This window comes from Hafnia alvei, assembly GCF_034424155.1.
GTDB classification, from domain to species: domain Bacteria; phylum Pseudomonadota; class Gammaproteobacteria; order Enterobacterales; family Enterobacteriaceae; genus Hafnia; species Hafnia alvei.
In genome coordinates this window covers 2,077,269-2,102,262 of sequence record NZ_CP139992.1, presented here as the reverse complement: position 1 = coordinate 2,102,262, position 24,994 = coordinate 2,077,269, and the positions used below count along the sequence as shown (strand labels likewise).

The following is a 24,994-nucleotide window of genomic DNA, read 5'->3' as shown; positions in this document are numbered from 1 at the left end:
AGGGCGACATTTATGTCGCCCTTTTTTTTGGTTTTTTGCACCTAGCATATGAAGGCCAATCTGATGTCACAACAAAATTTGTCTGAAAAGATCTTTACCCTGCCCGTTCAAGAACAAATCACCCCGTACATTTCTCAACGCCAAATAGACGAACTTCCTGTTGTTGTAGTTAATCATCCCAAAGTTCGCGCTGCTGTCACCCTGCAAGGCGCGCATTTACTCACTTGGCAGCCTTCTGGTGAGAAACCCGTACTGTGGTTGAGCAGCGAAACCGCATTCAAAAACGGCGTGGCAATTCGCGGCGGAATTCCTATTTGTTGGCCTTGGTTTGGCCCTGCCGGTCAGCCCGCGCATGGTTTTGCCCGTAATCTGCCTTGGACACTTACCGCGCATGATGAAGATGAAAGCGGCGTGATCTTAACGTTCACCCTCGAACAAAGCGCTGAAAGCAAAAAATATTGGCCGCATGACTTCTGCCTGATTGCACGCTTCAAGCTCGGCGAAGTATGCGAAATGGAATTGGAGTCTCACGGTGAATACGAATACACCGCCGCACTTCATACCTATTTCAATATCGGTGACATCACCCAGATTGACGTCAGTGGTTTGGGCTCGCCATACATTGATAAAGTCAACCCAGGCACCGGCGAACAGCAAGGCAATTTGACCTTTGCAACGCGCACAGACCGTATCTATACCAAGCCTGAACCATTTAGCGTCATCACGGACAAAGCGTTACAGCGAGTGATTGAGGTGCATCACCATAACAATACTGATGTGGTTGCATGGAACCCGTGGTCTGAGCTTTCTGTGAGCATGGCCGATATGCCAAACGATGGCTATAAGACCATGGTTTGCGTTGAAACCGCGCATGTCACCAGCCCGATGAAAGCCTCCGCGAATACCCCGTCACGACTTTCCGTCACGCTGCGTGCGCGCCCTCTGCGCTAATCTCGCTGCCGCTTAGCGCTAATTTAAGCGTATAAAAAAGGGACGCTTATGCGTCCCTCATTTTCAACAACCCAGCCAATGCTTAGAAGGTGTAAGTCACACCGGTCCACAGCAAGCCAGTGTAGCTCTTATCAATCATTGGACTATCTTTCACTTCATCGCTCAGGCGGATATAACGCCCGGTGAAGAACGCATTCCAACTGCTATTAATCTGGTAGCGAGCCGTTAACTCAACATACGGATTCCAGCTGTCGCTTGCGGTATAGCGTTTGTAACCACTGCGGTTTGATTCGCTGCCGCTCACGCCAAAGTAGTAATCATTTTGGTTAGAGCTGTTCCAAGTCACACCCGCGCCTGGTGTAAATGACCAGTCTCCGGCGGTAATTGGGAACAAATAAGCGGCATCGGCGATTAGGCCGTTGCTGTTATCCAAAATATCACCGGCGAAAGAGGTACGAATGGAGCCCCAATCTTCCTTGTGAGTGTAAGCAACACCGGCCATCACGGTGGAATGACGGTTGCTCAACTGCTTCATGTGGCGATCGTCGCTATCGCTCGCCTTGAAGTGCAATGGATTATAAAAAGCCATCACGCTCAGTTGGTTCTGCTCATCCTTCCACAGGTAATAGCCAGCGGTCAGGCTGCGGAAGTAAAAGTCATCGCCTTCATAGTTAATGATTGGAACAGGATATACGCGATCGTTATTACCGCGATAAGGGTCTGGGCTGACTAACGCAGAAGCCCCCAAAGACCACGTTCCGGCCTGAGCGGCACTTGTAGCAGCCAAGACGAGCAGCCCTAGCGTAGTTAATTTTAAAGTTTTCACGTTTATGTTTTGTCCCTAACTAAATAGTCTATAAACAACGCGCTGATTGTAGACCAAAAACTTGTTTTAAGTCGATTTTTTACAATTTTTCAGGCAGTTTCGGAATCTTTACATCTGTCAAACAGGCTGTGCCGAAACATCACTATTTTTTACGCTTCAGCTTCAACATCTGTCGTTGTACAAATGCCTTTAATAAATATTTGTTGTAGTGAATTCGGCGAAAATATTGGCAGCGTGAGATGCTTTTCAGCACAAATGGTAGATTTATCGCTTTTACACCACTCTTCCTCAGCATTTATATCTAAATGCTTTTCATAATGCCGATAAATTTTATACCAATCTTACCTGCCGGTAACTTGACCAACTGATGAAAGCCGCTCATAACAATATGGTAACAGTTTCAAAATTTTAACCCCCAAAATGAAGACTGTTACTTTTTTTGTTCCCAACCATTTTATCAGGACGGGCATCGCTATGAACATATTTGACCACTATCGCCAGCGTTATGAAGCTGCCAAGGACGAAGAGTTCACACTGCAGGATTTCCTTGCTATCTGCCGTCAGGATCGTAGCGCCTACGCGAACGCCGCTGAGCGTCTGCTTATGGCTATCGGCGAGCCTGCCATGATCGACACCGCGCTTGAATCACGCATGTCGCGTTTGTTCTCGAACCGGGTCATAGCCCGCTACCCTGCTTTTGAAGAATTCTATGGCATGGAAGAAGCCATCGAACAAATCGTGGCGTACCTCAAACACGCCGCGCAAGGTCTGGAAGAGAAAAAACAAATCCTGTATCTGCTGGGGCCGGTCGGCGGTGGTAAATCATCGCTGGCGGAACGCCTAAAAGCATTGATGCAGCGCGTGCCTATCTATGTTCTCAGCGCCAACGGTGAACGTAGCCCGGTTAACGATCATCCGCTTTGCCTGTTCAATCCACAGGAAGATGCCAATATTCTGAATAAAGAATACGGCATTCCTCCGCGCTATCTCGGCACCATCATGTCACCGTGGGCGGCCAAACGCCTGCATGATTTTGGTGGAGACATTACCAAGTTCAAAGTGGTTAAAGTATGGCCATCTATTCTTGAACAGATTGCCATCGCTAAAACCGAACCGGGCGACGAGAATAACCAAGATATCTCTGCGCTGGTGGGTAAGGTGGATATTCGTAAACTCGAAAATCATGCCCAAAACGATCCTGATGCCTATGGTTACTCCGGCGCACTGTGCCGTGCAAACCAGGGGATGATGGAGTTCGTGGAAATGTTTAAGGCGCCAATCAAAGTGCTGCATCCGTTGCTAACCGCAACGCAGGAAGGCAACTATAACGGTACCGAAGGGATTTCCGCCCTGCCTTTCAGTGGCATCATTTTGGCGCACTCCAACGAGTCGGAATGGGTGACGTTCCGTAATAACAAAAATAATGAGGCCTTCCTTGACCGTGTTTACATCGTCAAAGTGCCTTATTGCCTGCGCGTGTCTGAAGAGATGAAAATCTACGACAAGCTGCTGCGCAACAGCGAACTGGACCACGCACCGTGCGCGCCGGGTACGCTGGAAACGCTGTCACGCTTCTCTATTTTGTCTCGTCTTAAAGAGCCGGAAAACTCCAGCATCTATTCAAAAATGCGGGTATACGACGGCGAGAGCCTGAAAGATACCGATCCGAAAGCCAAGTCCTATCAGGAATACCGCGATTACGCTGGCGTTGATGAAGGCATGAACGGGCTATCGACCCGTTTCGCGTTCAAAATTCTGTCACGCGTTTTCAACTTCGATCATAGCGAAGTGGCGGCTAACCCGGTTCATCTGTTCTATGTGTTGGAACAGCAGGTTGAGCGCGAACAGTTCCCTCAGGACGTTGCAGAAAAATATCTGGAGCATCTGAAAGGCTATCTGATCCCGAAATACGTGGAGTTTATCGGCAAAGAAATCCAAACCGCCTACTTAGAATCTTATTCTGAGTACGGACAAAATATCTTTGACCGCTATGTCACGTATGCCGACTTCTGGATCCAGGATCAAGAATATCGCGATCCTGAAACCGGTCAGCTATTCGATCGCGAATCCTTAAATGCGGAACTGGAGAAAATTGAAAAACCGGCAGGCATTAGCAACCCGAAAGATTTCCGTAATGAAATCGTTAACTTCGTGCTGCGTGCCCGCGCTAATCACAACGGACATAACCCGAACTGGACGAGCTACGAAAAACTGCGCACCGTGATCGAGAAGAAAATGTTCTCGAATACCGAGGAACTGCTGCCGGTTATTTCGTTTAATGCCAAAACCTCGACCGATGAACAGAAAAAACACGACGATTTTGTCGACCGTATGATGGAAAAAGGCTATACCCGCAAGCAGGTTCGTCTGCTGTGCGAATGGTATCTGCGAGTTAGAAAATCATCATAATGCGCGTAACCAAAACCGCGTCGACCCAGTCGTTGGCGCGGTTTACCCGAGTTGGCATACGGGAATTTACGGCGTATTTCAGACGGTAACGTCGTTTGGGGGAAATATGGCCTATTTCATTGATCGGCGACTAAACGGCAAGAATAAAAGCATGGTTAACCGCCAGCGCTTTTTACGCCGCTATAAGTCGCAAATAAAGCATTCTATCGCCGACGCCATTAATAAACGTTCGGTGACCGACGTCGAAAGCGGTGAGTCTGTCTCGATTCCCAATGAAGACATCAGTGAACCGATGTTTCATCAGGGACGCGGCGGCGAGCGTCATCGTGTCCATCCGGGCAACGATCACTTTGTGCAAAACGACCGCATCGAACGCCCACAAGGCGGCGGAGGGGGCGGCGGAAGTGGTCAAGGTGAGGCCAGTAAAGACGGCGAAGGTGAAGATGAATTTGTCTTCCAGATATCGAAAGATGAATATCTCGATCTTTTGTTCGAAGATTTAGCGCTGCCAAACCTGCGCAAAAACCAATACAAACAGCTGACCGAGTATAAAACCCATCGTTCGGGTTTTACCTCGAACGGCGTGCCCGCCAATATTAGCGTGGTTCGTTCGCTGCAAAACTCTCTGGCGCGCCGTACGGCAATGACCGCGGGGAAACGGCGTGAACTGCATGAGCTCGAAAACGTACTTGAAGAGCTACGCCACAGCGAACCGGCACAGCTGCTGGAAGAAGAGCGTATCCGTAAAGAAATTGCGGAGCTGCGCCAACGCATCGATAGAGTTCCATTTATTGACACTTTCGATCTGCGTTACAAGAACTATGAACGCCGCCCTGAACCTTCCAGCCAAGCGGTGATGTTCTGCTTGATGGACGTTTCAGGCTCAATGGATCAAGCCACTAAGGATATGGCTAAACGTTTTTATATTCTGCTCTATCTCTTCTTGAGCAGAACGTACAAAAACGTCGACGTGGTGTATATCCGTCACCACACACAAGCCAAAGAAGTTGATGAACAGGAGTTCTTCTACTCGCAGGAAACAGGCGGCACCATTGTGTCTAGCGCGCTTAAGCTGATGGATGAAATTGTGCGTGAACGTTACAACTCGGCAGAGTGGAACGTTTATGCCGCGCAGGCTTCCGACGGCGATAACTGGGCCGATGACTCACCACTGTGCTCTGAGTTATTAGCCAATAAGCTCCTGCCACAGGTACGCTACTATAGCTACATTGAAATTACCCGCCGTGCCCATCAGACGCTATGGCGTGAATACGAAGGGCTCAAACAACGGTTTGAGAACTTTGCGATGCAGCATATCCGTGAGCCTGATGATATCTACCCGGTGTTTAGAGAACTGTTTCAGGCCCAAGTTAACAAAAACTAAGCAAACATCCTCAACCGCCAGCGGGATCTCTGTCCGCCGGCGGTTTTTTATTCTCTTCGTGCTGACACCTTCATTTACAACTGAACATTTGTAGGATTGTGCTGTCTGTCACAATCTAGACAACAGTTTTTTTGTCGCTTTGTTTATTACTTTTATTGTCACTATTGCATCAGGAATACCGTCTTATGCAGCAACCTCTTCACAGAACAACACACTGGTCAGAAGTGTGGCAATTGATTAAACCTTATTGGGTTTCAGAAGAAAAAGTCAGCGCCTGGACTCGCCTTATCGCGATCATCGCCCTCACGCTCGCTGGCGTGTATATCAATGTTTTGTTTAACGAATGGAATCGTGTTTTCTACGATGCGCTGCAAAACCGTAATTACGACGTGTTTAAAGCGCAGCTAATACGCTTTAGCTATCTGGCGGTCATTTTTATTGTTATCGCTATTTATCGTATCTATCTGACTCAGGGCTTACAGATGCTCTGGCGTCGTTGGATGACCGAAAAATACATGAGTAAATGGCTTTCACATCAGGCCTATTACCACACGGAAATTCAACAGACCATTGATAACCCCGATCAGCGTATTTCGCAGGACCTCAACGCGCTCACCAACGGAACGCTCTCTTTAAGCCTCGGCCTACTTTCCAGCCTAGTGACGCTATTTTCGTTTGTCGCCATATTGTGGACGGTCAGCGGATCCATCTCATTCATGTTGAACGACCACCAGTTTGTTATCCCAGGTTATATGGTGTGGTTCGCCCTGCTCTATGCTGGTATGGGATCAATTTTAATTTGGTGGATTGGGCGCCCGCTGGTGGGATTAAGTTTCGATCAAGAACGTTTCGAAGCAAACTTTCGTTTTGGTTTGATTCGAATCCGTGACAATGCCGATCCCATTGCGCTGTATCACGGTGAACAACAGGAAAAAAATCAGCTCAGCGGCCAGTTTGAAAACATTCGCGGCAACTGGTGGTCGATTATGCGCCTAACGAAGCGCCTGAATGTGGCCTCTACCTTTTACGACCAGTTTGCCAATATTTTCCCTATTCTGGTGGCGTCACCGCGCTATTTCTCCAACGCCATTCAGCTCGGCACGTTGATGCAGGTTGCTTCCGCATTTGGACAGGTACAGGGTGCCCTGTCTTGGTTCATTGGTGCATTCACCGATTTGGCCTCGTGGAAAGCCTGTGTAAACCGTTTGGCGGGTTTTAACGCTGCCATAACCGCAATTGAGCAGCATCCAAATAATCTTTCCCACACGACCTGCGCCGACCGTGATGATTCATTAGTTACGCGCGATCTCACCTTGAGCTTGCATCAAGGGCGCGAACTATTCAGCCATGCCAATCTCCACGCACGCCGCGGAGATAAAATCTTAATCACAGGTCCTTCTGGCTGCGGGAAATCCACGTTGCTACGAGCCATTGCAGGCGTCTGGCCTTATGGTCACGGGGAGATTTCACAACCTCCGGCAGACCAACGCACCGTGCTGTTTTTGCCTCAACGCAGTTATTTGCCTATTGGTACACTGCGTGATGCATTGTGCTATCCGCAAAGCTCAGCCGGTTATAGTGACGAAGAATTACAGCAGGTTTTAAAAGCCTGCCGTTTACATCATTTGCATCAGGCATTAGACATTCGCGCTAACTGGACTCATCAGCTATCCCCTGGTGAGCAACAGCGTTTGTCATTTGCCCGTGCATTAGTGATAAAACCCGACGTGCTGTATCTGGATGAAGCCACCAGCGCACTGGATGAAGAAACCGAACAGCGTGTTTATCAGCTGATCAACCAAATGCTGCCCGACACAACCTTGATCAGCGTCGCACACCGTAGCAGCGTGGCACCTTTCCACAATATTCGCTGGAAATTTGTTAAGCAGGCCGATGCCGACCAAGAAGAGATTTACTACTCTGCCCCATCCGTGATTGAAATTAGCTCGCTTAATCACTAAAAACAAACCCCGCGTGCTGGCTTTCAGTACGCGGGGTTTATTCAATCCAAGAACACGTTAGTCCTTGGTGTTCTATTTATTAGAACTGATAAACCAGCCCTAACGCCACCACGTCATCCGTATTCAAATTCAACGGGTTGTTGTCGTTTAGCTGGTTTATTTTGTAGTCCACAAACGCCGACATGTTTTTATTGAAGTAATAAGTGGCTGCCACATCAATATATTTCACTAAATCAGCATCGCCCACGCCCTCAATATCCTTACCTTTGGATTGGATATATCCCAGTGACGGACGCAGACCAAAATCGAATTGATATTGGGCAATTACTTCGACGTTTTGCGTTTTATTAGCCAGCCCTTTCACGCTGGTATTAACCCCATTAATCACAGACGTCCCTGATATTGGGGTCATATTGCGTGTTTCTGCATACATAGCAGCCAAGTAAACGTTATTAGCATCGTATTTTAAGCCACCGGTCCAAGCATCGGCTTTATCGCCGTGACCAAATGCGGATGCCTGCTGCGCACGTGTACGATCTGAAGAAGCGTATGCGCCGCCGATAGAAATACCGTCAACGATTTCATAGGTTGTCGATAAAGAGTAACCATCGCCATTCTGCTTGGTAATGTCGCGATCGTTTTCATTTTTGCCTTGATACTGCAGCGCAAAATTCAAACCATCAACCAAACCAAAGAAATCACGATTTCGGTAGGTTGCGAGACCGGTGCTACGCCCCGTCATAAAGTTATCGGCTTTGGTATAGCTGTCGCCACCAAACTCAGGGATCATATCCGTCCACGCTTCAACGTCATACAAAGCGCCGTAGTTACGTCCATAGTCGAACGAACCAAACTCGCTAAATTTTAGTCCTGCAAAACCTAAACGTGTTTTCGTTCCTGTCGCGCCATCACTTTCCGCACGGTTGGCCGCAATTTGATACTCCCACTGACCAAAGCCCTGCATCATATCGTTAATCTGCGTGACGCCTTTGAATCCGAAGCGCACGTAGGATTGATCACCATCTACCGCATTATTGTCAGAAAGGTAATGTTCAGCCTTCACTCGACCATACATATCCAGCTTGTTGCCATCTTTATTGTAAACTTCTGCTGCCTGCGAAACAGATGTTGCCAGAGAAGCAACAGCCAATGTCATCATCATTGCCAACGCACTTTTTTTCATTGTCTCATCCATCAATATTGTTATCTGCAATTACGTATTTTTTATGCTTTGCCTATTTCTGAAGGCGCAGATGTTTTACCGAATGAAGATGAAAGTTTTATTGCACAAAAAATACTTTTGATGACAATGAAGTAGACCTATAAAAAACAGGGCTTAACTTTAGAAAAAATCCGGTTAATTAAATACCTACAAGAATCTGGGGTAATATGCCTCGAGCCGGAATTGATAAGAGTTACTAATACTTCAGATCATTGTGTAAAATATCAAAATGTTTGCTAACATTTTTCTAATTATCATCAAACTCTTTTACCGTGGGTAGGCTGAAAACAAGGCTATACTTTTGAGGTTTTACTTTTTTGCACTGTTCAAGTGCATCCTCAATACCTGACGTAGATTGGCCTGTGTATAGGAAATGACTGATGAATAGTTTATTAATTGATGATGTCGCCCAAAATTTATTTCGCAATGAAGTTTCTAAAATTATCGGCGAGGCCGTCAGTGATTTAGTCGGGCGCGAAGGCGATATTGTTTATGGTAAATTAATTAACTCGTTAGCCCACTCTGCCGATCAAGAAACCAGCCTAGAACGCAAAACGTTGCTATTAAGCGCAATCGACCGACTTATCGGCGATGAAAACTTGCTGCGCCGCAAACGACTTTTACAAACGAAATGATCTGTCAGTTATGCTCAACCATGTTCAATTATAAGGGCCATGCTTAGCATCAAACGGCAGCATAAACGTATCGGCGATTAAAGAAAATGGCACGTCTAACGCAGTAACATAACGCCAAGGGCTATCGCGGAGATCCCACTGTACGCCTGGATAATATTGATATCCGTGCCCTTTCCCCGCAGTTCGGCTAATGATGCTCCCGCAGCCGCTGAGCAGCATCACACAGGTCGCAAGCAAAACCCATTTTGACCATAGTTCTGTCTTCATTCTTTTCTCATATTGACGCAATGGAACAATTTTGGAGTATATATCAGTGGCTAGACGCTGACACCTGCGCTAAGGTGAAGATTAAGCCGTTACGGTTGATTTTCGAGCTAACGCTCCGCGGTAAGTGATTAAAATTATAGCACTTGCGCACTCAAAACTAACCCAATAGCGAAAACAAGTTCATACTAGATCAGGTTACTTCGTTCGTTTTTAAGGAGACTGTTATGTCAGATCCACATCACATCGCCGATTGGGCGCGTCTACGTCAGACATCTGTCGAAATCGCACACGCAATTTTCGAATTAGCTAAGAATGATGAAGTATTAGCTGAAAAAATTTGGGAAGAAGGCAGCGACGAAGTCTTGCCATTAGCATTCTCTAAAACAGATAAAGATGAGCTGTACTGGGGTGAAGAAACCATCTTCCGCGCCAACGTGTAACGCGCCTCATCCCCTTCAGACCATGCCCGTAACCGCGGGCATTTTTGTCTCTTTTTTTCACTCTTTTTGTCGTTAAAGGCTACGCGATGCACCATTTGATGCTAGATATTGAAACGTTGGATACCACGCCAAGTGCGGTGATCCTCTCCGTAGCAGCCATATTTTTTGACCCGATGACGGGTGAACTGGGGGAAAGTTTTACCGCTCAGGTCAGCCCACAGAAACCACAACTACATCGCACCATCAGCGCAGATACGGTCGCATGGTGGGCGCAGCAGTCTGATGCAGCACGTAAAGAGGCCTTTTCCGGTACCGAAACGCTAAAGAAAACACTGACACAGTTCAGCCGCTTTATTCAGATCAACACTACGGACAAAGTCCACGTATGGGGCAATGGAAAAGAGTTCGATTGTTCGATTCTGGAACATGCCTATAGTCAGCTTGAGATGGCCTGTCCGTGGGATTTTTGGCGCACGCAGGATGTGCGCACCTTGGTCACACTGGCGCGCACGCTTGGTTTTGATCCCAAAAAAACGCGGCCATTTGAAGGCGTACCGCATTTGCCATTGGACGATGCTCGGCATCAGGCTCGCTATGTCTCAGATATCTTCCGTTCGCTACGTGTGATACCGTCTGCGCTTGAAAATCATCAGTAAACATATCGGGACGCTTCCGAAAATACGGATGAGAAACACCTGCTTAACTGCCAATCACCATTAAAAAAATTATTATGCGAAACTATATTCTGCTACTGCTTACGCTTGTTCTGTTTGGTCCTTTGGGGATCGATCTTTTCCTGCCGACTATTCCAGCTATTGCCGCTGATTTTCAGGTTAAGAACGAAGTTATTCAATCCACCATTTCCCTATTTTTATTAGTGATGGGGCTAGGTCAGCTAATTGCGGGCCCGTTGGTGGATAAATTTGGTCGTCGCCCTATCGCGCTGGTGGGCATTGCGCTCTATATCGTGGGCTCGATTTTGGCAGCGCTTTCCACCTCTTCCGATATTTTCGTTATTGCCCGCGTGGTTCAAGGCTGTGCCGTTTGCTGTACCGGCGTAGTGTGTTTCAGCGGTGTTCGCGACCGCCTAAGCGGCAACGAGGCGGCAAAAGCCTATGGCTTTCTCAACGGAACGCTCAACATTGTGCCGGCATTGGCCCCGCTGCTAGGCGGCATATTGGCGGAGTTATTTAACTGGCGCGCACCGTTCTGGTTCTTGGTGCTGTATGCCGTAGTGATTTTCATCATTATGGCCATCTGGCTGCCCGAAACTCGCCCTGCGGATACCAAACCGGTCACAGGTTTACCGCTAAAACAATATGCACGCATTCTCAGCAACGGTCGTTTTTTGCGCTTTGCCTTAGTGAATGCGGGCGCAATGGGAATGGCAATCACCTATGTCTCCTTTGCGCCCACCGTTTTGATGACCGAAGGTCAGCTTTCACCGCTGACTTTCTCACTTATCTTTGGCGGTAATGGTTTCTGGATTTTGCTGGTCAGTCTGTTGGCAAATAAAGTGATTCAACGCGCGGGTCGCCCATTCTGTCTGATGCTGGGCACCATTCTGATGGGGTTAGGTTGTGTAGGCCTATTTGCTGGCATGCACTTGTTACCCGAGGCGGCAAGCCAACACTGGCTAAGTTATATGTTACCTGTCGCCAGCGCCTGTGCGGGATTAGCGTTTATTATGGGGCCCGCCACCAGCTATGCGCTGGAGCCTTATTCCGACGAAGCGGGCATTGCTTCTGCCTTGGTCGGTTTTGTACAAATGGCGATCGGCTCGAGTATTGCGTTAATCGCCATTGCATTGCCGATGTCAGCGAAGCCTGCACTGGCGATTGTCATGTTACTCGGTGGCTTATTGGCCTTATCCGCCCGATTGCTGAGCAGCAAGCTCAAAGGCCGCGTGAAGTCGATTAATCAGGCCTAATTCGATTACGGCTCTTGTACTATCAGCGTACGATCACCGGAACTCTCTGTGCCACGGCACAGAGAAGTTCATAGCTAATCGTTCCCGCAGACTGAGCAACATCGTCCACCGGCAGATTTTGTCCCCATAGCTCGACGGGCGTGCCAATTTGCGCATCGGGTAGCTCGCTTAAATCTACCGCGAGCATATCCATCGATACCGCGCCCAACAATGAAGTACGAGTCCCATTTACCCACACCGGCGTTCCTGATGGCGCATGCCTTGGGTAACCATCGGCATAGCCACACGCCACAATACCGATTCTCTGCGGCTGATTAGCCTGATAACGGCTACCGTATCCAATCGCATCGCCAGTCGCCATATTTTGAATCGCAATAATTTCACTGTTTAAACTCATGGCCGGCCGTAGATTGGCATCGGCGATATCCTGCCAACGTCCGGTTGGCGATGCGCCATATAAAACAATGCCTGGCCTAACCCAGTCTGCATGGGTATGTGGATGCCAAAGCACGGCTGTCGAATTGGCTAAACAGCGTGGGGCTGATATATCGGTGCAAGCGGCGTTAAACGCGGCGAGCTGTGGCTCTACGCCAAGATGATTATCAGCATTGGCAAAATGGGTCATCAAAGTAACTTGCCCCACATGAGGTAACGCACGGGCAGAATGATAAGCCGCCATCAAATCCTCAGGCATGAAACCAAGTCGATGCATGCCCGAATTAACTTTGAGATAGATATCGAGCGGTTGGCTCAGCTGTGCGTGCTGTAACATCTGCAACTGATGCTCACAGTGAATCACCGTAGTCAGTCGATATTGATCGATAAGCGCTAAATCCTGCGCATGGAAAAAGCCTTCCAGCAGCAGTATTGGCCCTTCCCAGCCCTGCTTACGTAGCAGGATCGCTTCGTCGATATCCAACAACGCAAAGCCATCCGTTTCTTTTAACGCAGGCCATACTCGACCGAGGCCATGACCGTAAGCGTTGGCTTTAACCACTGACCAAATCTTAGCACCGCGAGTTTGCTGGCGTATCTGACGCAAATTATGGGTCAGCGCCGATAGATGTACCGTAGCGTGAATGGGGCGAGGCATAGCCCTCTCCTGTGAGATTAAAGCAAGATGCAGGTGAACCGCAGCGTTTATGAGCGCATAAACAGCCCCCATAAACGCGCTATTTTTTATTAATGTGCGGTATGAATATCGCTTAAGCTACGGCCGCTTTGCTGATGAAAACGTTTGTCATAGCGGGCAACAGAAAGATCTTCCGAAGGGATAGCCGGAGTGATACCTGAAATAATATCAGCCAGCAGCTGCCCTGAACCACAGGCCATCGTCCAGCCTAATGTTCCATGTCCGGTGTTTAAATACAGATTTTTGATCGGCGTTTTGCCGATCATTGGCGTTCCGTCTGGCGTCATCGGGCGTAGACCCGTCCAGAATTTAGCCTGCTCGATATTCCCACCGTTTGGATAAAGATCGCGAACCACCATTTCCAACGTCTTTCGGCGCGCATCCAAGAGGTTAGTATTAAAGCCAACGATTTCCGCCATTCCCCCTACACGAATACGCTGGTCGAAACGAGTAATCGCAATCTTATAAGTCTCATCGAGTACGGTAGATACCGGCGCGCCATCAGGGTTGGTGATAGGGATGGTCAGCGAGTAGCCTTTCAACGGATAAACCGGGATTGCCAACATGTCATGTAACAAAGCGGTCGAATAAGAACCTAATGCCACCACATAGGCGTCACCGGTAATAACCTCGTTTCCACACTGAATGCCGGTGATCTGGTTGCCCTCTTTCAGCAAACGATCAATTGATATATTAAAACGGAACTCTACGCCTGCACGCTGCGCCATGGCGGCCAATTGCTGAGTAAACAGCTGGCAGTCGCCGGTTTCATCATTGGGTAGCTGCAAACCACCGCTGAGTTTATGCTGAACCTGCGCGAGTGCCGGTTCAACCGAGCCTAACTCACTCGCTTCCATCAAACGATAAGGAACACCAGCCTCCTTCAGCACTTCAATATCACGCGCCGCATTCTCAAATTGCTGCGCGGTACGGAACAATTGCAGAGTCCCTTTTTGGCGGCCTTCATAATGGATGTTGGTTTCCGCCCTTAATGCTTTTAGGCAATCACGGCTGTACTCAGACAAACGCACCATGCGAGATTTATTGAGCGCGTAGTGAGAGCTGTCGCAGTTACGCAGCATTTGCCACATCCAGCGCAGCTGATCGCTAGTGCCGTCCAAACGGATCGCCAGCGGCGCATGGCGCTGGAACATCCATTTGATTGCTTTCAACGGAACGCCTGGCGCAGCCCAAGGAGCCGCATAGCCCGGAGAGATTTGCCCTGCGTTTGCCGCACTGGTTTCCAGCGCGGGGCCATCTTGACGGTCTAACACCACAACATCATGGCCAGCCTGCGCCAGATACCAAGCGCTCGCTACGCCGACGACTCCACTACCCAGCACGATAACACGCATAGACGACTCCATATCCCGATGGTTAAAAGCACAATATTCTGGTTACATAAAAATAACTAAATATAAAAACCCATCCAACATTTCTTGGCGCAAGTGTGAATGAAATCACGATTATTCATAGAGCACAGGTAATGGACCTCATTTTCCTGCATTGCGATGACTATCGCTAACCCATTGAAATTTATGAGCCTGCATCATTATTTAATTTACACATTTGTAACATTAGTATTAAGCATATGACATTCTAAATAGCCCTGCTGGACGCTAAGCTTTACTTTATGTTGTATAAATGTGACTCACAGGGACTTCTTTTGTTTTGCGGCTATCAAACGGCCACATACATCTATTTGAAAACGAGATGGCAGCATAAAGTGGCGATTTTCATTTCGTTATCTACAAAATTAACTGAGCGACTGCATGGCGACTGACCTCGTCACTTCGTCACTAGGAACAGCGAGATGAGTAAAATTTAATACTGACTTAAGGCGATATTTGCAGAGTTAAAAACCACCAATTAAGCGGTTTTCAGCCAGCAAAAAACCTTTCTAATAATGCGTTTTTGTCACTTTAAGTGATTGGTAGCACGACAAAACATCTCGCTTTTTCTCCCTTGAGCTACGCTTGTTACAGGGTCTGCATGTCTGACAGATCCACTGACAAAAAGTCCACTGACAATCATGTTTCGTCGGGAGATGCGCTAATGACTATTTCAACTCGTAAGCAGGCACGGGAAGCCACCACATTAAGTGATGGTCCTGATTGGACATTTCCGTTGCTACAGGATTATCTAGATCAAATCGATCGGGTTGCTAAACACTACCGACTGGACACCTATCCGCATCAGATTGAGGTGATCACCGCCGAACAGATGATGGACGCCTATTCCAGCGTGGGTATGCCTATCAACTATACCCATTGGTCTTTCGGTAAAAAGTTTATCGAAACCGAGCAACTGTATAAGCATGGTCAGCAAGGCCTAGCGTATGAAATTGTCATCAACTCGAATCCTTGCATCGCTTATTTGATGGAAGAAAACACCATCACTATGCAGGCGCTGGTGATGGCACATGCCTGCTATGGGCATAACTCATTTTTTAAGAACAACTATCTCTTTCGTAGTTGGACAGATGCGAGTTCGATTGTGGATTATCTGCTCTTTGCTCGCCATTACATTACTCAATGTGAAGAGCGCTACGGCGTTGATGAGGTTGAGCGCCTACTAGACTCATGCCATGCGCTGATGAACTACGGCGTCGACCGCTATAAACGTCCGCAAAAAATATCCATGGAGGATGAAATTGCGCGCCAGAAATCACGCGAAGAGTATCTGCAAAGCCAAGTTAACGAGCTGTGGAAAACATTGCCGCGACGCGAGCGCGAAGAGCACGCGGTTGAAGCCGCCCGTTTTCCCAGCGAGCCGCAGGAAAATATTCTCTATTTCTTAGAGAAAAACGCCCCGTTGCTAGAGCCTTGGCAGAGAGAGATCGTGCGCATCGTGCGTAAAGTGAGCCAGTATTTTTATCCGCAAAAACAGACTCAGGTGATGAATGAGGGTTGGGCCACCTTCTGGCACTACACAATTTTGAATCATCTCTATGATGAAAATCTGGTCAGTGACCGTTTTATGCTGGAATTTTTGCACAGCCACACCAACGTGGTGTACCAGCCCGCATACAACAGCCCTTATTACAATGGCATTAACCCCTATGCGTTGGGCTTTGCCATGTTCCAAGATATTAAACGAATTTGCCAAAACCCGACCGAAGAGGATCGTCATTGGTTCCCTGCCATCGCCGGTACGGATTGGCTAGATACGCTGCATTTCGCCATGCGTGATTTTAAAGATGAGAGCTTTATCAGCCAGTTCTTATCACCGAAGCTGATGCGTGATTTTAGGCTTTTCACGGTATTAGATGATGACAGGAATAACTATCTGGAAATCGATGCGATTCATAATGAGGAAGGCTATCGCCGCATCCGTGAGCAACTGTCAGCGCAGTATAATTTGAGTAACCACGAACCGAATATTCAGGTATGGAATGTCGCTTTGCGTGGAGACCGCTCATTAACGCTGCGTTATGTGCCGCATAATCGTGCTCCGTTGGATAAAGGCCGCCGCGAAGTGTTAAAGCATCTGCATCGTCTATGGGGATTCGATGTGTATTTAGAACAGCTTAATGAAGATGGTAATGTCGAACTGCTGGAGCGCTGCCCTGCTCGCCCCAATCAGCTTTGACAGTTTCCTTATCATAGAACGCAAAAAGGGCGCATCATGCGCCCTTTGTTTTATTCTCTTTGCGACCCAATCAACTAGCGACGGCCTTCCGCCAAATCGCTTGGAATGGATCCTTGCATGCTATGCCAAATAGCGCCGCTGTCTTTACCATAGTTGCGCACGTATTCCATAACTTTCTCATAGTTCTGCTCGTGGCACAGCTGGCTCAGCTTGGCATAAAAGGTTAACGCCAATTTGCGCGCTTCGGGATTTGAGAAGTAATAGCGCCCAACGCGGGTATACAAGCCTTTCAGACCGTTGAGGATCAAACCATAGATAGGATTCCCAGACGCAAAGGCGAGCCCACGGAAAATTCCATAGTCCAAATCCGTGAAAGCTTCTGCGTGATCGTCCACAGTCTCTGCTTGAGCCAAGATCTCTTGCACTTTATCTGGATGCTGACGCACCGCGGTACGAATAAAGATAGAGGCAATATTGGTACGCACAGATAACAGATTATCGATAAGCTGCGGAACACTATCGTGATCGAGACGAGCTAATGTTTCCAGAATATTTAAACCCGAGGTTTCCCAGAAATTATTCACTTTCGTTGGTTTACCATGCTGAATAGTTAACCAACCATCTCGAGCCAATCGCTGTAGAACCTCACGTAGCGTGGTGCGCGTGACACCAATGAGCTCAGATAGCTCGCGCTCTGCCGGTAAGATTGATCCAGGTGCAAAGCGATTATTCCAAATGCTTTCAATGATATACTCTTCTGCAAACCCTGCTGGACTCTGCGCCTTAATAACCATATTGTTGACGTTCCGTAACGACGATATTCCACTAATAACATGGCGCTCATCATACCAGATCGCCTATGGCTGATATAGCGTTGATGCTCGGGATTGCGCGAAACAATAGATCACCCATCACAAAAATAACCTCATTTCTTTGCGGTAATTATGTTACACACCTGCATTTCTATGTAAAAGACGCCTTCATCAATTAACACCTTATTAGCAAATAAGAATAAAACTCAATTAGATCTGGATTGCTGATAGATATGAGAGTTAAAATGACAATCGTTATCAATCGAGTTCAGAGGACAGTATGGATCTTGCAGGTATTTTGATTAGCGCATCCTGTGTGTTGACGACTTCCGCCCTACTGGTGACGGTCTATGGCGGCAGCGGTATGCCGCGTTTTTTCCGGAAACCTCAGCCTAAGTCTGAACCACATTATCAACAGTCAGTTGAAGCTTCCGCTTTAGAGGATGGAAAATCCCCTGACGTTGGCGATCTCAATATCTCCCTGCCAGCAATGAGCGCCATGGGCGATCTCAATATTGCATTGCCGGTGACACAAACCGTGATTGGCGATATCAGAGAAGCCTATTAGGCTATTGTGATGTGCATATAAAAAAACCGCCGAAACGGCGGTTTTTTTGTGTTCACTGCTACTAGATTTTACAGCCTTCACAGTCGGCTTCATCATTCAGCTCAACGGGGACTTCATTGGCTTTTTCCTGCGCACGCTTTTCAGCCTGCTCAAGCTGAGCGTCAATGTCAAAATCAAAAATATCTTCGTTCATACAGAATACCTCGCTAGATCAATAAACGCAGTATAACGGCGTTATTCACGCAGGTAAAACCCCTCGCTCACGTTCATATTCTGTACAGAGATAAATTTTCGAGATAAAAAACCATAATAATAAAATGATTTTAAAGGAGTTATTTTATTTCCGTCTACTTTTACGTCACAGAACAAAAAGAGTATAGTCTGAGCTTCGCATTAAAATATTCTATCTGTTTGTTCAAATTTTGGGTGCAGAGTTGTTATGAACACCACATTTTCTCAGGCTTTCAGCAAAAATTTTCTAGGTAACGCACCAGACTGGTACAAAATCGCCATTCTGATCTTTTTACTGGTGAATCCACTGGTATTCTTTTTTGTCAGCCCGTTTGTGGCTGGGTGGCTTCTGGTTGCTGAGTTCATCTTCACCCTTGCCATGGCGCTAAAGTGCTATCCCCTGCTTCCTGGCGGACTACTCGCTTTTGAAGCCGTCCTCATAGGAATGACCACGGCTGAAAAAGTTAAGCATGAGGTGGCCGCTAATATCGAAGTCGTGCTGCTGCTTATTTTCATGGTAGCGGGCATCTATTTCATGAAACAGCTACTGCTGTTTGTATTTACCAAGCTACTACTTAACATCCGTTCAAAAATCGCACTCTCGCTGGCTTTTTGTATTGCTTCTGCCTTTCTATCTGCGTTTCTTGATGCATTGACGGTTATCGCAGTGGTGATCAGCGTCGCCGTTGGGTTCTACGGCATCTACCATAAAGTCGCTTCAGGCATAGATGAATCATTGGCACTTAATGATGACAGTCATCTTCAAAATGCGGGCCGACGCGCGATCTTAAATCAGTTTAGATCTTTCTTACGTAGCCTCATGATGCATGCAGGCGTGGGTACCGCGCTCGGCGGCGTCATGACGATGGTCGGTGAGCCACAAAATCTGATTATTGCTAAAAGCGCCGACTGGGATTTTGTTTCCTTTCTATTGCGTATGGCTCCCGTCACCGTACCCGTGTTTATTTGTGGGATCTTGACCTGCTATCTGGTTGAGCGTTTTCACGTATTTGGCTACGGCACCCGTTTGCCAAAGCGTGTTCGCCAAGTTCTGCGTGAATACGATCAAAACGCTACGCGCAAGCGCACCCGTCAGGAACGCCAAAAACTGTTTATTCAGGCATTAATTGGTATCTGGCTGATCGCCGCGCTAGCGTTCCATCTGGCCGAGGTCGGTTTGATTGGCCTGAGTGTTATCGTATTAGCCACGGCATTTTGCGGCGTTACCGATGAACATGCCATCGGCAAGGCCTTTCAGGAGTCACTGCCTTTTACCGCGCTGCTGACCGTATTTTTTGCGGTCGTCGCCGTTATTATCGACCAGCAGCTATTCTCACCGGTCATCCATTTTGTGCTTCAGGCCTCACCTGAACATCAATTAACGCTTTTTTATCTGTTTAATGGTCTACTTTCGTCTATTTCAGACAACGTGTTCGTGGGTACGGTGTATATTCATGAGGCGAAAGCGGCATTGGAATCTGGCGCGATCTCACTAAAACAGTTTGAGATGCTGGCCGTTGCGATCAATACCGGCACGAATTTGCCATCGGTGGCAACGCCAAACGGTCAAGCCGCGTTCTTGTTCTTATTAACGTCAGCGCTCTCCCCGCTTATTCGTTTATCATATGGACGGATGGTGTGGATGGCTCTGCCTTATACCGTTGTAATGACACTTGTTGGGTTAGCCTGCGTCCAGTTTACATTAGAACCGGTGACTCAGCTGTTTTACCAGTGGCATTGGCTGTCTTTACCGCCGGTCAATGAGGTATTGTCGAGTGTTAATTAGCAACATCATTAATACTTAAACAATGACTAGTTTTTCAATCTAATAGCTGGCAGGTAAGACAATATCGTTTACACTGCGCACATCTAGCTGTGGCATGGAATGGATCTGATATGTTGCAATTTTTAAATGGTTGTTCTCGTGGTCGCGGAGCTTGGGCACTTTTAGCCATCACCGCGTTAATATTTGAGTTGGTCGCGCTGTATTTCCAGCATGTCATGCTATTAAAGCCTTGCGTATTATGCATTTATGAGCGCTGTGCATTGTTTGGCATTATGGGCGCAGGCATTGTTGGCGCCATTGCGCCTAAAACGCCGCTACGTTGGATTGCGATCCTAATCTGGATTTATAGCGCCTATGAGGGCTTGATGCTGGCGTGGAAGCACACCATGATTCAGCTACATCCATCGCCGTTTGTCACCTGTGATTTCTTTGTCTCCTTCCCTTCGTGGTTACCGTTAGACAAATGGGCTCCGGGCATTTTCTCGGCATCAGGTGACTGTTCAGTGCGTCAGTGGGAGTTTCTGACGTTAGAGATGCCACAATGGTTAGTCGGCATTTTTGCTGCGTTCTTGTTGGTTGCCGCATTGGTGTTCATTGCGCAGTTTGTGAAGCCAAAACGCCGCGATTTGTTTGGCCGCTAACGATCTCTTTGAAATAAAAAAAGCACCTTAATCGGTGCTTTTTTTATACCCCAATGGAATCAAATCCGCGTAAATCAGCTAAATAGTCACTGTTGCCTGTCTATTTATCTTCATATCCTTGAATCCCTGGCTTCAGCCCTCTAATCTTGAGTTATGACATCCAACATTCAGAGAACTAATCTATGATGCATCAATTCAAAGTTATCTACAGATCAAACAACGAAGTGCATGATTTCATCATGAACGGGCAAGCCACATTGAGTAAGGAGGATGGCGAGGTTTTAGAGGCCGCGCTAATTGACGTGGCGCAATACCTTAGCGCCAGTGCGAAAGACCTGCATATACTCTCGGTTGAGCGGTTACAGCATCTTTAAGTTAATCATTTAAAGAAAATTTAACGCAAAAAAGCCTGAAGATTATCAACGAATAAAACTCGAAGAAATCTATCAGGCTTTTTATCTTTCAGGAGGACTCGCACAACTAATAATATTTAAAGTCTATTATTAATTAAACCAGCTACTGGCTTTTTTCTCGCGTGACTTCCCTTCGCTCTGCATCAGCTCTTTACCGCCAATAGAGAGATTGCGATTCACATCTGCTTCAGATTGAATAACGTCAGTTTTCGCCGCCTGAGATTTTAAATCCTGATCGATAAAATCATTTTCTCTCTTCGCACGGGCAGCCTGTCGTTCCAATTCTAATTTTCTAGACTGGATTTCTAGCTGCCTCAATTCATCTTCGTACGACTGATCTCTCTTTTTATCAGCATTCGCTACTTCCAAGCGCTGTTTTCTTTCTGCAGCATTAACTGCAGCTTTTTCCTGACGCTTCTTTTCAGCCAAAGCATTAGCTTTAGCTCGTCGAGATTGCTCATTTCTTAATTCACGCTCATATTGAGCCTGCCTTAAATCGGCCTCTCGACTTTCTTGCGCTTTGCCTTGACTTTCAGCTTGTGCAACTGCTGAAAGTTGATCCTGTAAGGAGGCGGCATGAACGAATGCAGGAGAAATCAGCAACGACGTCAAAATATAAAAAAATACTTTACGCATCGTAAAAAATCCTTATTTCTTAACTGGGCAAGTTGTATTTGGTTGAATACGCGTTTCATTTTCTTTAGTAGAAATAACCACAGCTAAACCTGTAGTGAACTGACAAGCCTTACCAACCTGAGTCGATGTATAGATTTTAGTGCCTTCTTTGTAAGTCAAAGATACGCCTTCAACCAATACTTTATCTTTCACCAAAGACCCAGCCGCCGCGCCGACAGCACCGCCGCCGACAGCACCAGCGCCGGTACCTAATGCTGAGCCAGTACCCACATTATGCCCAGCTACACCACCGGCTACGGCACCAAGAATGGCACCAAACGTTTGGGCTGCTTTTTTATTTTCTGTATTATCAACAGAGATTTTCGCAGGCAAAATTGAAATCAGATTAACGGTTTTCGTTTCCTGTTTTCCATTCAAGTTACTGGTTTCATAAACATCGGCCGCGTAGCTATCAGCATTTGATTGGCAACCAGTCAACGCCAGTACAGAAACCAAAGAAGAAATTAATAAAGCATATTTTTTATTCATTTAATTATATAACCCCAAAGGAAAAAGTGCTGGCGATAATACTGATTTATTATTTTATTGTAAATGTCATACATTAAAATAAATAACGCATAATCAATCAAATAAAAACTTGATAACTTATTAAGTCATTTATTTAATATTTCAAAAATTTAAAAAACAGGCTTAAAACCCGCTTCATAAGATAATTAGAAAGAGATTACTTTTTTATTATGTTTACATAAAATCAACACAACGGGTCTAGTTATATCAACATTTATATTTTCAAAAATCCATTCTTTAAATTTAGATTTTGAGTGTGGATAATTTAGGTTAATTTTATCTTAGCTTAAAATTTACTCAAAAATATAGCGTCATTATTGAAAACATCAAATTCAAACGATTAAAATAATTAACAAACTTATAAATCATTAATTGTTATAAACACCGTAATTCTCTGATGCACTCTTCCCTCAGAATAAGCAATACGCGTATGCACTAAGTCTATAGTCACGTGAGTGGACCGCTGATTGCAGTCAATCGGCCTATGCATATGATCCCGCTCTGCTAGCGCTCGTCACCACAAGATTAGCGTGGATTCTCTCTCGCATTAGTAATTTCAATGAATGTATAATGACCATAAAATTTAAATCCGCCAAACATACGGCAAACCATCACAGGACACGACACATTAAATTACTCACTTGCTTGATATTTGCACTGTCTAAGGATGCTAAAGATCTTCGAGAGTTTTGGCGAATAGAGATTGTACGGAAAGACAAATTTTCTTGGCGAAGACTGTTGACCAATAAATCCAACCGACGCCGTAATTTTCTGTTTTGGTGGCGTCTCGCTAGCGAAATGGACAAACACGGTTCAAAGCGCCATCAAAAAATCGCATCAAGAATCTGCGACAAGCTAAAGACTCGCTATGCAGCAGATGTTGAATTGGGCGCTGTGATTGGACCTGGCTTACACATGCCACATCACGCAGGAATTGTTATATCCAAGCATGCTCGAATCGGCTCTAATTTTATTATTCGCCAAAATACCACGATCGGTGCAGTGCAAGATATGCCGCCAAACTCAATCATTAAGATTGGAAACAATGTCGATATTGGCGCTAACTGTTGCCTGATTGGCCCAATAACCATTGGTGATAACGTTAAGGTTGGGGCGATGTCATTCGTGAATAAGGACATTCCTGCAAATGGGGTTTACATTACACGTAAGACCTCAGTGTTTACCCCATACGACGTGAATTAGTCCTTAAGAATCAGACCCATTGGTTGCCCAGAAAGGTTTATTCATAATGTGATCTTCCCAATCGCTGACTTCACTCTCGCGTACGGCAATGTAGCGTACTGAGATCCGCTCCGCGTGCATCGCTTTCTTAGAGCCCACTTTGAGGGGATGCCATTCTGGCAAGTCTTTGCCTTCGTGAACCATCCGATAGGCGCAGGTAGGAGGAAGCCATTCGAAGGTTTCAAGGTTTTCGCGCGTTAGCTTGATACAGTCTTCTTCATACTCAAAACGACGCTCATAATGACGACATTGGCACGTTTTGATGTTGAGTAGGTTGCATGCAACGTTGGTGAAGTAGATTTCGTCAGTATCTTCGTCTTGCAGCTTATGCAAGCAGCACTGCCCACAACCATCACAAAGTGATTCCCATTCATCATTGCTCATTTCAGCTAATGTTTTTTCTTGCCAGAAAGGGAGAGTTGTCATGCTTGTGTGTCCGATAATTACAGTTGGGCTGCACTATATAGACGCTTTGGCGGTGAGATGCAAGTTTTGTCCTTACTAAAACTGTGCTTAGTAAGGACGCTACTGGCTAGATAATGCGAGTACTCAATGAGTTACCATTGATGGATAACGTTAGCATATCGCCAGAGACTAAAGGTCCGACGCCCTGTGGGGTTCCGGTCAAAATAATGTCGCCCGCACGCAGAGTAAAGTAGCGGCTCATATAGCTTATCAGCGGCAGAATCGGCGTAATCATGTCACGCGTGCTACCTTGCTGACGAATAGCGCCATTGATGCTTAAGCTTAGTTCAGCATTTTGCGGGTCGCCAAACTCAGATTCAGGGATAAATCCAGAAATGGGGCAAGAACCATCGAAGGCTTTCGCCTTTTCCCAAGGACGTCCTGCTTTTTTGCATTCAGCCTGAATATCACGCAGCGTAAGATCTAAGGCGACGCCGTAACCTGCAATAGCGCGTGCCACACGATCTTCATTAGCCTGCTTCAGCGGTGTGCCAATCAGGATGGCCAGCTCAATCTCATGATGAACAGAACCAAAATCTTTCGGGATGGCAACAGGCTGGCGAATATCACAAAGCGCCGTTTCCGGTTTGATAAATAAGACCGGCTCTGGTGCCTGCGTTCCGCCCATTTCTTTGATGTGATCTCCGTAGTTACTGCCAACGCAAACCACTTTACTGACAGGAAGCTCTAGCAAAGCACCCTGCCAATCACGATGTTGATACATAGACTTCTCCTGTGGTTATACACAACGCGATGCTATCGCCACGTTATTCCAAGGGGCATACATAATCTGAAGCGAGAATCGAGACGCCAACGGCATCTGAGCTTCCTGCCCTTCTTATATAAAACTAGTTATGAAACTACAGCCGCAATCATCAACACTTC

The 24,994-nt window shown here is 46.7% G+C and carries 25 protein-coding genes; 14 read left to right on the top strand and 11 right to left on the bottom strand.

The window, feature by feature from the left end; genetic code table 11:
- Positions 1-78: 78 nt before the first annotated feature.
- Entirely contained in the window at positions 79-951 is an 873-nt protein-coding gene (locus U0008_RS09815; RefSeq protein WP_043493338.1) for a D-hexose-6-phosphate mutarotase, read from the top strand.
- Between the two features lie 82 nt (positions 952-1,033).
- Here the strand turns inward: U0008_RS09815 and U0008_RS09810 are convergent, their stop codons facing one another.
- A complete protein-coding gene (locus tag U0008_RS09810; protein WP_025802023.1) occupies positions 1,034-1,777 on the bottom strand; it encodes a MipA/OmpV family protein in 744 nt (247 codons plus the stop codon).
- A gap of 474 nt (positions 1,778-2,251) precedes the next feature.
- Here U0008_RS09810 and U0008_RS09805 point away from each other — a divergent pair, with 474 nt between their 5' ends.
- From U0008_RS09805 to U0008_RS09795, 3 genes are all read left to right on the top strand, one after another.
- Positions 2,252-4,186 (top strand): PrkA family serine protein kinase, encoded by a 1,935-nt coding sequence (locus U0008_RS09805; protein WP_025802022.1) that lies wholly within the window; start codon positions 2,252-2,254, stop codon positions 4,184-4,186.
- Positions 4,187-4,292: 106 nt separating this feature from the next.
- Entirely contained in the window at positions 4,293-5,570 is a 1,278-nt protein-coding gene (locus U0008_RS09800) for a YeaH/YhbH family protein (protein ID WP_040045087.1), read from the top strand.
- 185 nt (positions 5,571-5,755) lie between these two features.
- Complete coding sequence (locus tag U0008_RS09795) at positions 5,756-7,531, top strand: ABC transporter ATP-binding protein/permease (RefSeq protein WP_043493051.1); 1,776 nt, start codon at positions 5,756-5,758, stop codon at positions 7,529-7,531.
- A gap of 79 nt (positions 7,532-7,610) precedes the next feature.
- On the opposite strand, the gene ompC is transcribed toward U0008_RS09795, so the two are convergent.
- The gene (ompC, locus tag U0008_RS09790; RefSeq protein ID WP_025802016.1) at positions 7,611-8,714 is read right to left on the bottom strand and encodes a porin OmpC; all 1,104 of its coding nucleotides are present in this window, start codon (positions 8,712-8,714) and stop codon (positions 7,611-7,613) included.
- A gap of 419 nt (positions 8,715-9,133) precedes the next feature.
- Between ompC and U0008_RS09785 the strand changes: the two genes are divergently transcribed.
- A complete protein-coding gene (locus U0008_RS09785) occupies positions 9,134-9,388 on the top strand; it encodes a hypothetical protein (protein WP_040045089.1) in 255 nt (84 codons plus the stop codon).
- Positions 9,389-9,412: 24 nt separating this feature from the next.
- On the opposite strand, the gene U0008_RS09780 is transcribed toward U0008_RS09785, so the two are convergent.
- A complete protein-coding gene (locus U0008_RS09780) occupies positions 9,413-9,655 on the bottom strand; it encodes a YceK/YidQ family lipoprotein (protein ID WP_043493050.1) in 243 nt (80 codons plus the stop codon).
- 224 nt (positions 9,656-9,879) lie between these two features.
- On the opposite strand from U0008_RS09780, the gene U0008_RS09775 reads away from it, so the two are divergent.
- The 3 genes from U0008_RS09775 (at position 9,880) to U0008_RS09765 (ending at position 12,025) form a co-directional block, all read left to right on the top strand.
- Positions 9,880-10,095: a YccJ family protein gene (locus U0008_RS09775; RefSeq protein ID WP_025802010.1), complete on the top strand. Its 216-nt coding sequence runs from the start codon at positions 9,880-9,882 to the stop codon at positions 10,093-10,095.
- 86 nt (positions 10,096-10,181) lie between these two features.
- Entirely contained in the window at positions 10,182-10,751 is a 570-nt protein-coding gene (locus U0008_RS09770; protein ID WP_043493049.1) for a 3'-5' exonuclease, read from the top strand.
- 74 nt (positions 10,752-10,825) lie between these two features.
- Positions 10,826-12,025: a multidrug effflux MFS transporter gene (locus tag U0008_RS09765; protein ID WP_043493047.1), complete on the top strand. Its 1,200-nt coding sequence runs from the start codon at positions 10,826-10,828 to the stop codon at positions 12,023-12,025.
- 22 nt (positions 12,026-12,047) lie between these two features.
- Here the strand turns inward: U0008_RS09765 and dadX are convergent, their stop codons facing one another.
- Both dadX and U0008_RS09755 read right to left on the bottom strand, forming a co-directional pair.
- On the bottom strand, positions 12,048-13,118 hold the full coding sequence (gene dadX, locus U0008_RS09760) for a catabolic alanine racemase DadX (protein WP_043493045.1): 1,071 nt from the start codon (positions 13,116-13,118) through the stop codon (positions 12,048-12,050).
- An 89-nt stretch (positions 13,119-13,207) separates the two neighbouring features.
- Positions 13,208-14,512 (bottom strand): D-amino acid dehydrogenase, encoded by a 1,305-nt coding sequence (locus tag U0008_RS09755; protein WP_043493044.1) that lies wholly within the window; start codon positions 14,510-14,512, stop codon positions 13,208-13,210.
- 700 nt (positions 14,513-15,212) lie between these two features.
- Between U0008_RS09755 and U0008_RS09750 the strand changes: the two genes are divergently transcribed.
- The gene (locus U0008_RS09750; protein WP_043493042.1) at positions 15,213-16,748 is read left to right on the top strand and encodes a SpoVR family protein; all 1,536 of its coding nucleotides are present in this window, start codon (positions 15,213-15,215) and stop codon (positions 16,746-16,748) included.
- Positions 16,749-16,822: 74 nt separating this feature from the next.
- On the opposite strand, the gene fadR is transcribed toward U0008_RS09750, so the two are convergent.
- Positions 16,823-17,542, bottom strand: a complete 720-nt coding sequence (gene fadR / locus U0008_RS09745) for a fatty acid metabolism transcriptional regulator FadR (RefSeq protein WP_025801997.1) — start codon at positions 17,540-17,542, stop codon at positions 16,823-16,825.
- A 298-nt stretch (positions 17,543-17,840) separates the two neighbouring features.
- Between fadR and U0008_RS09740 the strand changes: the two genes are divergently transcribed.
- Positions 17,841-18,128, top strand: coding sequence for a hypothetical protein (locus U0008_RS09740; RefSeq protein ID WP_025801995.1), 288 nt, complete (start codon positions 17,841-17,843; stop codon positions 18,126-18,128).
- Between the two features lie 61 nt (positions 18,129-18,189).
- On the opposite strand, the gene U0008_RS09735 is transcribed toward U0008_RS09740, so the two are convergent.
- Positions 18,190-18,321, bottom strand: coding sequence for a hypothetical protein (locus U0008_RS09735; RefSeq protein WP_004090179.1), 132 nt, complete (start codon positions 18,319-18,321; stop codon positions 18,190-18,192).
- A 246-nt stretch (positions 18,322-18,567) separates the two neighbouring features.
- On the opposite strand from U0008_RS09735, the gene nhaB reads away from it, so the two are divergent.
- The 3 genes from nhaB (at position 18,568) to U0008_RS09720 (ending at position 21,160) form a co-directional block, all read left to right on the top strand.
- Complete coding sequence (gene nhaB, locus U0008_RS09730; RefSeq protein ID WP_025801993.1) at positions 18,568-20,145, top strand: sodium/proton antiporter NhaB; 1,578 nt, start codon at positions 18,568-18,570, stop codon at positions 20,143-20,145.
- 110 nt (positions 20,146-20,255) lie between these two features.
- Positions 20,256-20,786 carry a disulfide bond formation protein DsbB gene (gene dsbB / locus U0008_RS09725; RefSeq protein ID WP_025801991.1) on the top strand — a complete coding sequence of 177 codons (531 nt, stop codon included), beginning with the start codon at positions 20,256-20,258 and terminating at the stop codon, positions 20,784-20,786.
- A gap of 182 nt (positions 20,787-20,968) precedes the next feature.
- Positions 20,969-21,160 (top strand): hypothetical protein, encoded by a 192-nt coding sequence (locus U0008_RS09720; RefSeq protein WP_025801989.1) that lies wholly within the window; start codon positions 20,969-20,971, stop codon positions 21,158-21,160.
- A gap of 129 nt (positions 21,161-21,289) precedes the next feature.
- Here U0008_RS09720 and U0008_RS09715 read toward each other — a convergent pair whose 3' ends face one another.
- Together U0008_RS09715 and U0008_RS09710 are read right to left on the bottom strand one after the other, a co-directional pair.
- The gene (locus U0008_RS09715) at positions 21,290-21,835 is read right to left on the bottom strand and encodes a DUF5384 family protein (RefSeq protein WP_043493040.1); all 546 of its coding nucleotides are present in this window, start codon (positions 21,833-21,835) and stop codon (positions 21,290-21,292) included.
- A 12-nt stretch (positions 21,836-21,847) separates the two neighbouring features.
- A complete protein-coding gene (locus tag U0008_RS09710; RefSeq protein WP_040045101.1) occupies positions 21,848-22,363 on the bottom strand; it encodes an outer membrane lipoprotein in 516 nt (171 codons plus the stop codon).
- Positions 22,364-22,972: 609 nt separating this feature from the next.
- Between U0008_RS09710 and U0008_RS09705 the strand changes: the two genes are divergently transcribed.
- Positions 22,973-23,605 (top strand): serine acetyltransferase, encoded by a 633-nt coding sequence (locus U0008_RS09705; RefSeq protein WP_080723940.1) that lies wholly within the window; start codon positions 22,973-22,975, stop codon positions 23,603-23,605.
- Between the two features lie 3 nt (positions 23,606-23,608).
- Here U0008_RS09705 and U0008_RS09700 read toward each other — a convergent pair whose 3' ends face one another.
- On the bottom strand, positions 23,609-24,070 hold the full coding sequence (locus U0008_RS09700; protein ID WP_025801981.1) for a cysteine cluster protein YcgN: 462 nt from the start codon (positions 24,068-24,070) through the stop codon (positions 23,609-23,611).
- Between the two features lie 106 nt (positions 24,071-24,176).
- The gene (locus U0008_RS09695; RefSeq protein WP_043493038.1) at positions 24,177-24,833 is read right to left on the bottom strand and encodes a fumarylacetoacetate hydrolase family protein; all 657 of its coding nucleotides are present in this window, start codon (positions 24,831-24,833) and stop codon (positions 24,177-24,179) included.
- Between the last annotated feature and the right edge of the window lie 161 nt (positions 24,834-24,994).